16 protein-coding genes and 1 riboswitch are annotated in these 15,665 nt (G+C 42.4%); of the genes, 3 read left to right on the top strand and 13 right to left on the bottom strand.

Features of this window, described 5'->3' with window-relative positions:
- The first annotated feature begins 59 nt into the window (after positions 1–59).
- Both BJR36_RS20540 and BJR36_RS20535 read left to right on the top strand, forming a co-directional pair.
- Positions 60–599, top strand: coding sequence for an AraC family transcriptional regulator N-terminal domain-containing protein (locus BJR36_RS20540; RefSeq protein WP_207648798.1), 540 nt, complete (start codon positions 60–62; stop codon positions 597–599).
- Positions 600–626: 27 nt separating this feature from the next.
- Entirely contained in the window at positions 627–917 is a 291-nt protein-coding gene (locus BJR36_RS20535) for a helix-turn-helix domain-containing protein (protein ID WP_207648797.1), read from the top strand.
- A 112-nt stretch (positions 918–1,029) separates the two neighbouring features.
- On the opposite strand, the gene BJR36_RS00355 is transcribed toward BJR36_RS20535, so the two are convergent.
- From BJR36_RS00355 to fba, 9 genes are all read right to left on the bottom strand, one after another.
- On the bottom strand, positions 1,030–1,683 hold the full coding sequence (locus tag BJR36_RS00355; protein ID WP_091228535.1) for an HAD family hydrolase: 654 nt from the start codon (positions 1,681–1,683) through the stop codon (positions 1,030–1,032).
- Positions 1,684–1,778: 95 nt separating this feature from the next.
- The gene (locus BJR36_RS00350) at positions 1,779–2,219 is read right to left on the bottom strand and encodes a hypothetical protein (RefSeq protein WP_091228531.1); all 441 of its coding nucleotides are present in this window, start codon (positions 2,217–2,219) and stop codon (positions 1,779–1,781) included.
- Positions 2,220–2,239: 20 nt separating this feature from the next.
- Positions 2,240–3,475, bottom strand: a complete 1,236-nt coding sequence (locus BJR36_RS00345) for a deoxyguanosinetriphosphate triphosphohydrolase family protein (RefSeq protein ID WP_091229840.1) — start codon at positions 3,473–3,475, stop codon at positions 2,240–2,242.
- Between the two features lie 103 nt (positions 3,476–3,578).
- Positions 3,579–4,487 carry a hypothetical protein gene (locus tag BJR36_RS00340; protein WP_139133498.1) on the bottom strand — a complete coding sequence of 303 codons (909 nt, stop codon included), beginning with the start codon at positions 4,485–4,487 and terminating at the stop codon, positions 3,579–3,581.
- 80 nt (positions 4,488–4,567) lie between these two features.
- Positions 4,568–5,470 (bottom strand): Ppx/GppA phosphatase family protein, encoded by a 903-nt coding sequence (locus BJR36_RS00335; protein ID WP_091228524.1) that lies wholly within the window; start codon positions 5,468–5,470, stop codon positions 4,568–4,570.
- A gap of 62 nt (positions 5,471–5,532) precedes the next feature.
- Positions 5,533–6,969, bottom strand: coding sequence for a CHAD domain-containing protein (locus BJR36_RS00330; protein ID WP_091228521.1), 1,437 nt, complete (start codon positions 6,967–6,969; stop codon positions 5,533–5,535).
- An 18-nt stretch (positions 6,970–6,987) separates the two neighbouring features.
- Positions 6,988–7,623 (bottom strand): DUF47 domain-containing protein, encoded by a 636-nt coding sequence (locus BJR36_RS00325; RefSeq protein WP_091228517.1) that lies wholly within the window; start codon positions 7,621–7,623, stop codon positions 6,988–6,990.
- A gap of 11 nt (positions 7,624–7,634) precedes the next feature.
- Positions 7,635–8,690, bottom strand: a complete 1,056-nt coding sequence (locus BJR36_RS00320; protein ID WP_091228514.1) for an inorganic phosphate transporter — start codon at positions 8,688–8,690, stop codon at positions 7,635–7,637.
- A gap of 522 nt (positions 8,691–9,212) precedes the next feature.
- Positions 9,213–10,148 carry a class II fructose-1,6-bisphosphate aldolase gene (fba, locus tag BJR36_RS00315; protein WP_091228511.1) on the bottom strand — a complete coding sequence of 312 codons (936 nt, stop codon included), beginning with the start codon at positions 10,146–10,148 and terminating at the stop codon, positions 9,213–9,215.
- Positions 10,149–10,453: 305 nt separating this feature from the next.
- Here fba and BJR36_RS00310 point away from each other — a divergent pair, with 305 nt between their 5' ends.
- Entirely contained in the window at positions 10,454–10,690 is a 237-nt protein-coding gene (locus tag BJR36_RS00310; RefSeq protein ID WP_242875413.1) for a hypothetical protein, read from the top strand.
- 132 nt (positions 10,691–10,822) lie between these two features.
- Here BJR36_RS00310 and BJR36_RS00305 read toward each other — a convergent pair whose 3' ends face one another.
- The 4 genes from BJR36_RS00305 to kamA form a co-directional block, all read right to left on the bottom strand.
- Positions 10,823–12,025 (bottom strand): class I SAM-dependent rRNA methyltransferase, encoded by a 1,203-nt coding sequence (locus BJR36_RS00305; RefSeq protein WP_091228508.1) that lies wholly within the window; start codon positions 12,023–12,025, stop codon positions 10,823–10,825.
- A 144-nt stretch (positions 12,026–12,169) separates the two neighbouring features.
- Positions 12,170–13,027, bottom strand: coding sequence for a GNAT family N-acetyltransferase (locus BJR36_RS00300; protein WP_242875412.1), 858 nt, complete (start codon positions 13,025–13,027; stop codon positions 12,170–12,172).
- Between the two features lie 12 nt (positions 13,028–13,039).
- Positions 13,040–13,897: a putative beta-lysine N-acetyltransferase gene (gene ablB / locus BJR36_RS00295; protein ID WP_091228505.1), complete on the bottom strand. Its 858-nt coding sequence runs from the start codon at positions 13,895–13,897 to the stop codon at positions 13,040–13,042.
- A complete protein-coding gene (kamA, locus tag BJR36_RS00290) occupies positions 13,884–15,155 on the bottom strand; it encodes a lysine 2,3-aminomutase (RefSeq protein ID WP_091228502.1) in 1,272 nt (423 codons plus the stop codon). Before kamA ends, ablB begins: the two co-directional genes overlap by 14 nt.
- Positions 15,156–15,365: 210 nt before the next feature.
- Positions 15,366–15,498, bottom strand: a riboswitch (cyclic di-AMP (ydaO/yuaA leader).
- Positions 15,499–15,665: the final 167 nt, after the last annotated feature.

Raw genomic sequence — 15,665 nt, 5'->3', positions numbered from 1 at the left:
TAGTTACAAATGGTTTTTTATAGTTACAGTTTATGATTTGTAGGAACGGAGGAATTTAGTTGTATAAAATCAATGATTTCAGTAGATTGTCTGAAACTCAGGCCGCATATTCAGCCGGCAATACCAATCTGCTGCTTTATGATTTGCCGCAGCACTACAGTGATGAATATCGATCGTATGATTCACCGCGACTTTGCACAATCATCAATGGTGCAAAGGAGATCAGCGTTAACCAGTCGGAACATTTCGTATATAAAAAAGATAAATTTGTTCTCCTCCCTCCCAATTCCACTGTCCATATGTATTTGCCAGAGCATACGAAAGCATTGGTTTATGAATTTGGCGACCAGCTGATTGATAATGTGCGCCAGAGGGTTTCCGACAAACTGAATATCGACATTTCAAAAAATGACTCGCACGAAACCTTTATGCAGGATACCCTGACTCAGAGAATTGATGCTCTTAATCGCCGCATACAGGAGATTGTTCTTGAAAACGATGTAAACATGAGCTTTTTGATCGATTTGACCTGCCAGGAAATGGTTTATGAGCTTTTGAAAATCAAAGGGAGCTACGATATCATTTATCATCATCAGTAGCATCCGATAAGCAAAGCAATTCACATTATGAATTCAACTAACATCGAATCCATTACGATTTCTGATATAGCTGAGGAGGTCAATATGTCTCCCTCCAACTTCAGTCAGCAGTTTAAGCTGATAACCGACCAGACTCCAAAGGAATACATGACCAGGCTGCGTTTGATGAAAGCAAAGCAATTTTTGAAGAATCTGTCCGTAACAGATACTGCATATGAACTGGGATATGATAACATTTCTCATTTCATCAGACTTTTCAAACAGGAATATGGAATGACTCCCAAACAATATCAGTTGAATCAAAGTTCAATAAAGTAAAATACCAAGCCAAATGGGAAAAAGGGTAGCCGCATAGTGCGGCTACCCTTTTTCCCTGTATTAACAATAGGAACATCATAAAATCTGATGCTGTCTGTTAAGTTTATAGGAATCAGCGATTGTCCTTTATCCAATCGATCACTTCCCTAAGATCGCGGCAGCATGCCGTTGTCTTATTCATGCCGTTCTCTTCTATTTCCGTGATATCCGGTACTGCTATGACCTGACATCCTGCAGCATCCCCAGCAATAATGCCGTTAGGGCTGTCTTCGAGAACCACGCATTCCGCCGTAGGGAGCGCCAGCATGCCTGCCGCTACCTGGAATATTTCCGGGTCTGGTTTTCCTTTTGATATTCCATCTCCATATACATGAACATCAAAATAATCAAACACGCCTGCCTTTTTCAAATAGACTTCCGCAATCGCCTGATGCGTAGAAGTTGCAACCGCACTTTTCAAACCGTTATCCTTAAGGTAATCCAGCAATTCTAATAATCCCTCTTTAACAGGAACCCCATTTTTTTCAATATGCTCATTCATGGAATCTGTCCGGATCTGTCTTGCCAGATCGTAGTCTACCTGTTCTCCAAATTCCCGCTGGAACAATGCCCTGCTGTATGCAATGTTTGTTCCTCGGAACTTTTTGATGAAATCCAGCGTAATCGGATAATGCAGCTGCGTAGCCGCTTTCATCCATCCCTCCGTCGATAGCTGCTCTGTAGCAAACATCAATCCATCCATGTCAAATAGAATTCCTCTTACCATGTTACTTATCCTCCATAATACTTACTCTTGTTATTCCAACTAAATATAACATGAACAGCTGATTTTCTCCAATCACTTTTTTGGGGAGCCTGCTGTTACTTCTTTATTTTGTACATTCCTTCTTCATTACGCTCTATTCTGATGCTGGTTTCCGACATTTCCTCTGCAGAATTATGATCTTCAACCGTCAAATATATGCTGAAAGAAGATACATCAGTTTCTTCTTCCGGATTTACAGACCAGTATATCTTCGGCTCATTCATCCTTGTATCATTCCCCAGGACTTTAATTCTCCCAGTTTCCTGATTCCACGTCAGAAAATATCCTTCTTCGGCAATCCAATGATACGTCAAATTCCCATTTGTGCTATTGGATGTAAATTCCGCCGTCAGAGGCAGGCCCGGCACCGAAGACATAAACGTGCTGTATTGTTCGATTTCCGGCTTTATTTGCACCTCTGGCTTTTTATCGTCACATCCAGTCATCAGGGCTGTAAAAAGTAACAGGACAATTGATACCGGTATTCTGAGTTTCATGATTACCACCTCGCAGCACACTAATATGTCAGCAGTTCATTAAAGACCTTGATTGCATAATTATCGGTCATTCCCGATATATAATCCAGTATAGCCTGTATGTACAGTGCTTGATCATCCAGTCTTCCATATATCTTCGCATTCCGGCTGGATTCTGAAATTGCATGTGCCCCTTTGGAAGCAGAAAGATCAATGTCGCAGTATCTTGCAAGCCATTTTGCAAAAGCTCCCATCAATTCAGGATATTCTTTTTCTTCCCTGCGCAGCTCATTAATTGTGTTTCCGCCGTCATAGACCTCCAGAAGCGCTCTGAATATTTCGTTTATGACCAGCTTTGAATATTTTCTGAAGGGTTCAAGCTTTTTATTGCCATAGATATAACGATAATTGAATTCCTTGATGGTATCCAGCTGATTCAAAAACTTGTCGCTCAGGCATATACCGGATTCGATGGAGCTGCTGTTGCAGATGTCAATAATCATGTTATGCATGATGACTGTCGTATTGATTGCCTTTTCATCGATGGCTCTTGCCATTTCCTGAAGCTGCAGTTTGTTTTCGGCAGTCAGGAAATTCAGCCTTATGGCATCTTCAATGTCCCTGCCTATATAGGCTATCTTATCCGAAATCTTTACCACACAGCCTTCCCAGGTAGCTGGCTGATACTGCCCTGCTTTCGTAAATTCTTCCAGATCCAGCAGCTCTTTTCTGGGTTTTATTCCATTTTCATCGACTTCCCCGCAATGGGATATGATGCCATCCCTCACCGCATATGTCAGGTTCAGATTTCTGGAATTCTTATAGTCATCTTCCAGCAGCTCGACTTTGTCGACAAATCTAAGGCCGTTTCTCTCGTGCCAGAAATCCTCCTTCAGGTACTGCTTCGATATTTCTCTGATAATGATTTCGCCCTCATGTCCGAAAGGCGCATGGCCCAGATCATGGCCGATTGCGATTGCTTTGGTCAGTTCTGAATTGAGGCCCAGATAATTTGCAATCGTGCTGCTTACGGATTCTACGTGGGAAACGTGCTCCATACGCGTACAGATATGGTCATTTCCTACATTGAAAAAGACCTGCGTCTTATGTTTCAGCCTCCTGTATGCAAGGGAATGCAGAATTCTCGTAAAGTCACGTCCGAATTCGCTTCGCACGTCATCGTTGCGGTGGTAAAGCTGATTTTCTCTTTGTATGAGCCGTTCCCATACCGGGTTATCTGCATTTGCTGCAGCTGATTCGAACCTGTTTGAATTCATGCGTTTATGTTCCTTTCGGTGAATGTCTATAATCTCAATATGCTTTAAAACAAAAGGAGGCGTTCCATTCAAAGAAAACAGCCCCCTTCACATCAATAGCCCTTCAATTTCTGTTCCTTCCTTTGATCAATTTCTGCATATTCTGTTCCTTTATCTCCTGAATGACATGCTGAAACATATCACAGCAGCGCTTCTGTATGTCTGGCTTTATTTTTTCAAATGGATTGTATTTTTCCAGTTCTGTTCCGCTCATCATTCCGACTACCAGCATCTCTACAAATCCTTCAATTTTGTCATGCTCGGAAATAGTAGCGAATCCGGGGTATGATGAGGCAAGGACTGGAATCAGCTCCTCCGGAATATGGGCAGGGGCATTTTCGCAGAAGCGGGTCAGCAGGGCATGCCCCAGTTCATGCAGAAAAACAGATTCGCAATTGACCTCATAGTCCTGGCCGCCCCCGTATATCTGGTACAGCCAGATGCATATATTGATTCTTCCCTGATAGTACCTATGGACTGTCTGAAATCCGTATGAATTTTTATGCTTCGCATTAATGATGCATATTGTTGCAGGGCTGTCACAGAAAACCTGCTTTGAGAAATCGTGTTCCCTGTCGAGGATATCCATAATGTATCTGATATCTGCCGGTTTTATGATTTCACCATCCTCTTCGCTGAATTCTGCAAGCATCTTCTGCCCTGACAATTTTATGGCTTTCAGGGTATCTTCAGGGGTGGAAAAATGCGGTATGCTTTTCGCAAGAATCCATCCCATGGCATCTTCTCCCACCACTCTGTACCGCGGATTTCTTTCTCCCTTCACCACAAATTCAAGGGGCCGCTCATATTTCAGAAACTGCATGTATAGCTCTTCATAGAAGTAATCCAGAATCTCGGCACAATTTCCCGTGTACAGAATCCGGTCTGCAAATTTGACCAGTTGATCTGCGCACCGCATAATGGTACTACATGAAATAACATCCTTTACGAATGAACGGATTTCATCATCCATAAGCTTGTTCATCCCTTTCACCGAACGGTAATAAGCAGCTGTTATGTTACCTATAGAAGACTGGTTTCCAAATAATTGTATTACTTTTTCATTACCCTCTCATACAGATATCCTTCCCTGACACCATATCTGCTGATGACAATATTCTGGCTGCCAAAATATTCTGCAATCGTGTCCAGGATGATCAATCCCGGTATTATCGTATGAATACGGTCCGGCACGTTCTGAAGAAGAGGCTTCAGCGTGCTCTTCTTACTGTTCTGAACAGAATCCAATATCTCTCTTACATGCTTCAGATCGACATCAATATTTGTGGAAGGAAGGTTATAGACGCCATTGTTAAGCTTGCCAGCAGCCCTGATTGTACCGCCTACCCCACAAATGGTGCGTATGGTTTCCTGTTTCAGATCTAAGGCTTTCAGATTATCCGACACGTCTTTTCTGATTGCCTCACGTTCCTTTTCCTTCGGAATGATTTTATTGACATGTTTGACATACATATTCAGGGAACCCACTGGGAAACTGTTTGCACTGACCACTTCCCTGTTTTTAAAAACAACGATTTCCGTGCTGCCGCCTCCGATGTCTACCAGAACGCCGTTTTCATAACGGAACAGCCTGGTGGCGCCCATAAAATCAAGCAGGGCCTCATCTTTTCCCGAAATGAGATCCACCTCGAACCCGGTCAGGTCTTTTATGCTTTCCAGCACCTCTTCTGTATTTTTGATATTTCTCAGGGATGCTGTTGCGAAGACATGCACATCTATATTATCTGACTGGAAATTATTAAGAACATCCTTGTATTCGATCAGGATGTCACAGGCTCTGTGAATACCTTTATTGCTCAGTTTCTTATCCTCGATAAAATTCACAAGACCTGCCATGGTCTTTCGTTCGAATATCATTTTTGCAACGCCCTCGTTGCAGTCGTATACGCAAAGCCTGATCGTATTGGATCCTAAATCTACAATCGCTGTAATCATAATGTAATTCCTCCTTTAAATTGGGGCTTCCTATTCTGTGCCCGGGTCTGAAAACCAGATGCTCATTTTAATGTCTTCTTCAATTTTTTCAGCAGTCTCTCTCTATGCAGTATCTGATACCCGATATATATTCCGGCTTCATATTGCAGATTCGGAATATCCGCTATTGATTTCAACTTCTGCAGAACCGCAACATTCCTGTAGATATCACATATATCTCCAAGGTTATCCTGCATAACCTCAAATTCAGAAAGGCCCCATTTCCCACCTCTCTTATATGGCATCAGGCTGTCATTCACATATCTTAGTTTCTTAAATGAAATTCTAAGCGCATGGAGTTCTATCTGGCTGCTGAAATCGAGGATTTTCATCTCTTTCTCAACTTTCTTACGCCACTGTGCGAACCTTGCCTCTGTGAATTCCTCAAACACAGGATCCCTCATCGAATCACCGATCCGACCTGCAGCAGCTTCTCCATAAACCGCCGAAGCCCTGATACCATTAAAAGCCTCCTGCAGCTCAGCGTCAAAACCGCCTTCAGACAGAAAAACAAAAAGCGTATTTTTCTCTTTTTCCCGTTCCCCTTTTAAAACGCCTGTCAATAAATCGCTGTCCATGAACAGATCTGGATTCTCCCACCTCAGTGCTGCCCATCCTTTTGCCAGCACATCAATTTCCCTGATGTAGGAAAATCTCTGGGCTGAGCTTTTCAGTTTCTCCTGAATGCCGGCATATAGCTGTTCATCCAGCATTGGCTTAATAAAGGACACCAGAGAACGCAGGTGACGAATCTTTACCCGAAGCTGGTGGACCTGCTCGATGTCATCAGGATCCTTCAAAAAGGATTCCTTCCTTGCTGCGATGTCCTGCATATTTGACTCCAGTATGTTGCTGTACTCATTCCTGGTAATCCGTCTTTTTTTTTCTCTTTCTGATTTGCTTTTTTTCTTCAGTCCGGAGGACTTCTTTTTCCCTTCTGCCTGCCTCTTGCCATTTTGGAGCAAGGTATCGCCATCGTCCTTATTTTCTTCCGTGTCTGTATCCGGCTGCACAACCCATAAAAACGTTCCCTCCAGAGGCGACATATTCTGTATTCCGAATCCTGCCGCAGTACCCTTATCAAATTCAATCCTTGCTCCCTGCAGCATCTCGCTCCAGCTGCTTAAATGTGGTTCGTGTCCGGTAACAATCAGGGTTGTATTCCCACCATAATTCCCGGTTTCCATTGAAAATCCAGAAAAATCACCGTTCCAGATGAAATCAAAGGACGATATTGTGGTAATTTCCAGCTCGTCCGCCAGAATCCGGGCTGTCTGAATGGCACGTACTGCCGGGCTGGACCAGATATAAATTTCATTACCGGTTTTCACGTGCTTCTTTATCATGACTGCTGTTTTTTTTATGTCATGTTCCCCTTTTGGTGTCAACCGTCTTTCGGAATCATCCATTCCGGTGTCTGCTTTTTCCGCTTCTCCATGTCTGACAAATATAATATCCATATATGACACATCCTTTGGCTACAGATTTTTAATTACAATTCGTTCGACAGTATTTGTTACCTTCTTGCAGTTTTCAAAGCATTCCACGAATCTTGTATAAATTTCCGTGTAGGCCATGATATCAACAGGCCCTGACGCGATTTCAAAGATATTCCGCAGTGATTTTATATAAAGTTCTTTGCCTCTTGACTTGTGGCGCCTCACCGAATCAATATGATCAAACAGCGTATTGGAATTCTGATAATTCTGTAATTCAGCCAAGGCGCGGTTCATATGCCCGCAGCAGTCTACAAGCAGTTCCGAAAATGCTGTCATTTCACTGTGTATGTTTTCTATGCCGAATATATTGATAGAAATCAGCACGTCCTCAATAGAATCCGTTACCGTATCTATTTCATGGGAGAGCCTTATAATATCATCCTTTTCTATCGGAGCCAGAAATTCATCGATCAGCATGCCATACATTTCTTTCTTCTCAACATCGGCAGCATGCTCGATTTCATGCATCTTAGCTAATTTTAAAGACATGTCCGCAGGCTCGTACTCCTTCAGGACCGCATGAAGGAACTCAGCTGCGAGGGTCGAATAATGGCCCAATTTTTCGAATTCTGCAATATAATCATATTTTTTATTTTTTCTAAAATCAAAGAGCATAAGCAGCACCCCTACCCAAATAATTTAATAAGAAGCCAGGCCAGCATATATCCCAACAGTCCGCAACCTGGAAAGGTAAATATCCAGGTCAGTACAATTCCCTTCACAAGTCCCCAGTTTACCGCCGAAAGTTTTCTTGATGCGCCCCCGCCGATGACCGCCATGGTCTTTGTCTGGTTTAAGCTTGCTGGAAGTCCAAGAAGCGATGCTATCATAAGGCTTGCCGAAGCGGCAAGATCTGCGGCAACCCCCTGATAAGGCTCGATTTTCACCATTTTAAGGCCGACTGTCCTGATGATCCGGGCACCTCCGATAAAAGTACCTGCCGTGGTAAAGAATGCGCAGGTTACCATGATCCATAATGGAATACGAACATTGTCCGTACCATAATTCCCCTTTGCAAGAAAAAGCCCAAGCAGGAAAAGTCCCATCAATTTCTGCCCATCCTGGGCCCCGTTCATAAAGGACAAGGCCGCCGCACCGCCAATCTGGGCTTTCTTAAAGAACGGCGTCGTCTTTCGCCTTACCGCATTTGTAAAAAGCATTTCCGTGAAAAGGGATAATGAAAAGCCCAGTACGACACTCAGGACAACTGACAGGACCAACCCATACAGGACCTTCACCCATTCCGACCAGTAAATTCCGGAAAGGCCTCCCTGCAGTGCAACCGCAGCTCCAGAAACCGCCGCGATCAGCGCATGGCCCTGACTCGTTGGAATCCCTATTTTCCATGCCGCAAATGTCCATATCAAAATAGCAGCCATTGCCGCATAAAGCGCCACAAGGGAATGTCTCTGATTTCCCCTAAAATCTACCATCCTGTATATAGTAAGGGCGACCGAGGAATTGATAAAGGTCATAGCGATAAGCCCCATCGCATTGAATATTCCCGCAACCAGAATTGCTTTTGCCGGTGAAACAGAACGAGTAGCTACGCTGCTGGCAACTGCATTCGGGGCATTGGCCCATCCATTTGCGATAACAACGCCGACTGTGAGGACTAGAGAAATGAGCATATAGGGGTTTGACACAGCCGCATGCAGAAAATCACTAAAAGTAATCATCATAGCCAGCCCCCTTTCGAAGCCTTTTGTATTATGCAGATCTGAATTTTTGAAACAACCGGTATAGTCCAAGTGAAACCAATACAAGGATAATGCCAGATATTTATCGTCATATATTTACTATTATCTTTCATTTTAAATGCATTTTCCGATTATTGCAACAATATATTTGAAAGCTCCCATTCCCTGTCTGATGCTTACTTATGACTTGTTTTTTCTGTGTTCACTTATTATTATCTTTACGTTCACTATTTTTTTATATTCTATTCATGAATTGCACACATTTCATTCGTAAAATAGAATAATAGAAGTTACCAATATCATGATTCGTTCATTTCATATAATCTTTTTTCATAATTGCCGGCAGGACTCCAACACCTGCCGGCTCTTCCTTTTCTTAAGCAGAACCGGTTTATTTTGAAGTACCTGAGGCTTTGCCCATAGAATATAAGAATCCCCGGAATGTCAGAAGCAATTTCAGACATCCCGGGGTCTTCATTCTATTCCTGTTCGTTTCAGTGAACCTTATGCTTTTCCATCACTTCCGAGAACATTCACAATCTTGTGTGCCACAAGCGTTTTAATATTCGCACGTCCGATTTTCAGGTATTCTCTCGGATCAAACACTTCCGGTTTCTGATACAGGACTTCTCTTACCCCGGCCGTCATTGCCAGGCGCAGGTCAGTATCGATGTTGATCTTGCAGACTGCCGACTTTGCTGCCTGTCTCAGCATATCCTCCGGAATGCCTATCGCGTCAGCCAGCCTGCCTCCGTTTTCCTGGATAATCTTCACATATTCAGGCGAAACACTGGATGAGCCGTGAAGGACAATGGGGTAATTGGGAAGACGTTTTGCAATCTCATCTAATATATCGAATCGCAGCATTGGATTATGGCCCGGCTTGAACTTGAAAGCACCATGGCTCGTTCCTATTGCAATTGCCAGGGAGTCAACGCCAGTCCGGCTTACAAACTCCTCGACCTGGTCAGGATGGGTATATTTAGCGTCTTCCGCCGATATCTTCACGTCATCTTCAACACCGGCCAGCTGTCCAAGCTCGCCCTCCACTACAACTCCCTTTGCGTGCGCATATTCAACAACCTTTTTGGAAAGGGCGATGTTGTCTTCAAATGAATGGCTGGAGCCATCAATCATGACAGAGGAAAAACCGCCGTCGATACATGATTTGCAAATCTCAAAATCACCACCGTGATCCAGATGCAGGGCAATCGGTATGTCGTTTTCAATCAGGGCTGCCTCGACCAGTTTCATCAGATATGTATGATTCGCATATTTCCTGGCCCCCGCAGAAACCTGTAAAATCAGAGGTGACTTCAGTTCACCTGCCGCCTCCGTAATGCCTTGAACGATTTCCATGTTATTTACATTAAATGCGCCTATCGCATAACCGCCGCTATAAGCTTTTCTGAACATTTCAGTTGTTGTTACCAATGCCATAATTTCGTCCTCCAATCATTTTCGTCCTGGTTGTTATGATCCGTCTTTCCATAGCCATTGATTGTTTTTGCTTTCAATAAGGCTGCTATTCAGGACTATTCCCTTTCCGGGCCCCCGATAAATTACATTATACTATATTTACGCATTATTTACAATCAATTAGCCGTCATTCCAATATTTTTCAGATAATTGCACTCATTCCCTTTTCGCCTGGCTATTGTAATATTTCATAGACATAAGAGATTCCAAAAACGGAATTATGATGCTATACTCTTAACATATATTTTAGAAAGGAGGCTCATAAATTGAACCCGATTAAGTTAATGAAGATGAAAGGATTGGTTGATAATTTCATGGGAAACCATCCGAAATTTCCAATGTTTCTGAAAGCTGTATCTCAGAACTGCATTACCGAAGGCGCAATAATCGAATTTAACGTTCTTTCTGCAGACGGAAAAAACTACACTTCCAATTTGAAGCTGTCTGCTTCTGATATAGAACTAATCCGCGAGATGCAGGAGGCTGTTCAGAGCGCGAAATAGGCTTTAGGTCTAATCCCCTTTGACTGTTCACTTCAATTTCCAAAAAAAAGGAACCCTGTCTTTCATTATCAATGAAAGACAGGGTTCCTTTACTATTATTTTTATACACTTAATCTAATGCATTGCTGAAAATCAATGCTCATCACATACCTGGAATATATAGAATTTCAGATAGTAGGATTCATCAGCCGCCCAGAGTATCGGGTGATCAGGAGCCTGGGTCCTGTATTCCACCTGTCTCAAACGTTTACGTACATTTTTTGCCGCCTGATTAATGGTCTCAGTAAAAAGTTCATATGACATAAAATGAGAACAGGAGCAGGTTGCCAGGAAGCCGCCATCGTTAATCAGCTTCATTGCGCGCAGATTTATTTCACGGTAGCCTTTGACCGCATTTTTTATGGAATTTCTTGATTTCGTGAAAGCAGGAGGATCCAGAATGATTACGTCAAATTTCTCACCCTTCTGCTCCAGTTCCGGAAGAAGATCGAATACGTCTGCGCACAGAAATTTAACACTGCCTTCTAAACCGTTCAGTTCGGCATTTTTTTCAGCCTGGTGTATCCCAAGTTCAGATGCATCCACTCCAAGAACGCTCTCAGCTCCCGCAATTCCGGCATTCAATGCAAACGAACCTGTATGTGTGAAGCAGTCCAGGACCTTCGCGCCTCTGCAGAGCTTGTGGATAGCCTCTCTGTTGTACTTCTGGTCCAAAAAGAAGCCCGTCTTCTGACCTTCCTTCACGTCTACCATGTAACGTACACCATTTTCAACGATTTCTACATCGGTATCGAACTCTTCTCCTATAAAGCCTTTTTTACGCTCCATACCTTCAAGATCGCGGACTTTCACGTCGCTTCTCTCATAAACACCTTTTATAATGATTCCGTCATTTGCCATAAACTCCTTGAGGAATTCTATGATCTGATCTTTAAAACGGTCGATTCCAAGAGCAAGCGACTGTACGACCAGCACGTCCGAAAATTTATCAATTACCAGGCCCGGAAGGAAATCCGCTTCTCCAAAAATAACGCGGCAGCTGCTTGTATCAACAACTTTTTTGCGGTATTCCCATGCATTTTTCACGCGCATGCGGATGAAGTCATCATTGATTTCCGTATCCTTATCCCTGGTCATCATCCTGATGCGGATTTTCGAATTGAGGTTCATGAACCCCTTTCCCATAGGATATCCGTCAAAATCATGGACAATCACGATATCGCCGTTTTCGAATTCACCGGTCACCGAAGCTATCTCATTGTCAAAAACCCACATTCCTCCGGCTTTCAGGGTTCTGCCTTCTCCTTTTTTCAATACAACAAGTGTATTACTCATACGCTATTTCTCCTTTTCATGAGGCATAAGAATGCCTTCTGCTCGAATTCTATTATAAACCCGTATGCAAGCTCATATTGTTAATAATCTGTGAACTAAATATGTATAAGTTATGTACGCACTTGCCCTGTCTGGTCTTCAAAATTATGCATGCGACAAAGTCGGGAACATCATTTCATCTCTTCCAACGACCTCTAAATCCTTTCCCTGAATAAAGAGCGTTGTATCCTCTTCATGCCATTTCTGCATTGTATATCTGCCTTGATGAAACGGGGTGAACCGCAGTTCAACCTGGTTGATTCCGCTGCCGAACGCACTTGCCACACTGTCGATATCAATTATTTCCTGTCCTATTATCTCATGGACAACCAGTCTCCCATCTTTAATCTGTGCGACTGCATAACCCCCGTCTTCCGGCAGGCGATAAACGGATTCCTTCATGAATCCTGTCAGATAAAACATAAGCAGCCCGGGATTATTCATGACAAATCTGCCATTGCTTGTTTTCGTCTTGATTGCCTCGAACAGTTTTTCCCTGTTCTTCTCTTCAGACATATCGACCTGTTCTACTGTCTTTTTTTTGTTTTCTGTACAGACAGCCTTGCTATAACAGTACTCGCTGCTTCTGCCAAAACCAAACCTCGGATAAAAATCAAGCACCCTGTCATTGGCAAATAGATAGATGCCATCCGATTGATCCTTCCATTCGCTGATTACCCTCTCAATCAGATAACGGCTGAGACCCTGGCCACGGTATTCTTTATCGGTCATTACCGTTCCAAGCTGAATGTAATGCTTTCTGCATCCATCCCGATCAAATTCCATCCGGTTAACAGATACATTCGCAACAATCCTGTCTCCGTCAGCCAGTGAGCAGGGTATATGGCATGCGGGCCAAAATCCATTCTGATACCATTCTTCAAAGCTTATTCCGAAGGTGTTATTTGCAAGTGCGCTATAAGGATTTACGCAATGTTTCATTTTCTTTATAGTCTGTAACATAGTTGTATTTCATCAGACCGTTTTCAACCCCTTTACCCAGATATTCATATCTTCAAACGAACCACAAATATTACAGTTATTTACCATTCTGCCCTTAAACTTATAATCATGCTTGCTTAATGCAATATTCACCCCAGGATTCACTGCTCTCGCAAGACTGTACAAAGTAATATATCCTTTTCTGCGCAAATCCTGTTCCAGGAAATATATAATATTTGATAATATCCCTTTCCCTCTGAATTCAGGATGCGTTGCACAGTCTGTTATCTCCGCATTCAAATTTTTACAGTCCAAATCAGCAGAAGCCATTCCGATGATCTTCCCATCACAAACTGCCACTTTATATAGTATTTTTCCATTCATAGTATCCCTTATATATTCTTCATCATAAACCGGTGTTGGATAGGTTGAAAATACTTCGGAAAACAACGCAACTATATCATCGATATCCTGTTCGCCAGCATCTCTGATCATATACTTGAAATCCTTTTCATTATATTCGTATGTCCCCTTCACCGCAAGACATTTCCCTATAATCGCATTTTCATCCTCATGGTTATGATTCTGCTTTCTTTGATCACATATGAAGCACGACATGCAGTATGCACTATCTCCCCTGAAAAAACCTTCAATCTTACCTTCCAAAATAAACCCTGCATCATAAAACACTCCTAATTCATCCTTTAAGCAGTTACACAAAACTTTTCCGGCGCCATGTTCTGAAGCAAATTTAATGATTGCCTCAAGATCTTTAACCGTAACAGATTTACGACTGCCTATCTTAACCCTCTTGTTGGTTTCATCCAGATAGAATTTCACCCCCTTCACTTTACAACATCCTTCGTTCAGCTCGACATTATGCGCTTCCATTAATCATTCTCCTCCTTTTCATCCTTACATTACTTCTAGGTATCAGGCAATTTCGTTCATTTTTCAAAAGCTGTTCCAGGCCTTTAGAATCATCGGTCTCATATTTACCGCAAATTCCGCAGTTTTTACATTCATGGGTTTTATCCGGTGCTTCCGTATATGTACATATAACACCTTCATAATTCCTTAGTATCACCTTCTCAGGCGACTGGGAAATCACATATTGTGGATTAACCGGGATTTTCCCTCCACCGCCAGGAGCATCTATTACAAAGGTCGGTACTGCAAATCCCGATGTATGTCCGCGTAAAAGTTCAATGATTTCGATTCCCGCCGACACAGGAGTCCTGAAATGTTCAATTCCTTCCGACAGATCACACTGATAAATATAATAAGGGCGTACCCTGTTCATGACAAGTTTCTGGACGAGTGCTTTCATGATTCCAGGGCAGTCGTTTATGTTTTTAAGCAGCACAGATTGATTCCCCAAGGGTATTCCGGCATCGGCCAGCATACTGCATGCCTTCGTGGACTCTTCTGTAATTTCATACGGATGATTAAAATGCGTATTTATCCATACCGGATGGTATTTTTTGAGCATACTGCACAGATTCTCAGTTATTCTTTGCGGCATAACAACCGGTACCCTTGTTCCAATCCTGATCACTTCAACATGCTTGATTGCCCTGAGATTCTTCAGTATAAATTCGAGCTTTTCATCCGACACGCACAATGCATCACCACCCGATATCAGCACATCCCTTACTTCGTTATGTTCCTTTATATACTTGATAGCCTTAAGGATCATTTTTCTTGACATGTAGCCATCTTCCTGTCCCGCAAATCTTCTTCTTGTACAATGCCGGCAGTACATGGAACACTGCTCTGTAATAAGGAGAAGCACTCTGTCGGGATATCGATGTGTCAATCCCGGAAGCGGTGAATCTAAAGTTTCATGTAACGGATCGCTGCTGTCATATTCTGAAACTGCTGTTTCATGTATCGTTGGAATTGCCTGCATTCTGATTGGACAATTGTGATTTTCAGGATCAATCAGGGTCGTGTAATATGGAGTGATTGCCATCTTCAGTTTTTTTAGGCTGGCTGCTGCCCCGTACTTTTCTTCATCTGTAAGGTTGACTACCTTTTCCAGTTCCTCTACTGTGGTAACACTGTTTGTAATCTGCCACTCCCAGCTGTTCCACTGTTCCTCTGCTATATCTTTCCATAAAGATATTTCCTTGTAAGATCTCTTCATCGCAATTTCCTCCTAAATAATATTTATAGTTTCCTGTATTCCCAATATTCCTCCTAACTCCCAATCAATCTGATGATTCCCAAAACAAAACATGTTTTACCAAAACCAAGCCTGCAAAATAACAAAAAAAGGCATAATAAGCCCCAGAGAAGTCCGCAGCTTATTATGCCTTATTGTTCACATATTTAAATATTGATGGAGCCATATGTAAAAACTTCTCTTAGATGCTTACGAGATTAACTGACGGATTCGGGTACGAGAAATTAACCCTACTTATAATTCTTACAAGATTCACCCCAAAAAATTGATTCTCCCGTTCAAAATGATTCAGCATTAATATGTTATTTTTTACCATGATTTACATTAACCTTAACATTTTGACATATATATGTCAACATATATATGTGCGCATATCAATCTGCCATCCTGTATTACACTTCATTTTCAGGAGGATTTCGAACAATTATTAACAATTATTTTTTTTGCCATTCCTTATATATTGACGACTAT

This window comes from Anaerobium acetethylicum, from assembly GCF_900096945.1.
Classification (GTDB): Bacteria; Bacillota; Clostridia; order Lachnospirales; family Lachnospiraceae; genus Anaerobium; species Anaerobium acetethylicum.
The sequence above is the reverse complement of the archived record's forward strand: the minus strand, read 5'-3'. Positions and strand labels throughout refer to the sequence as shown.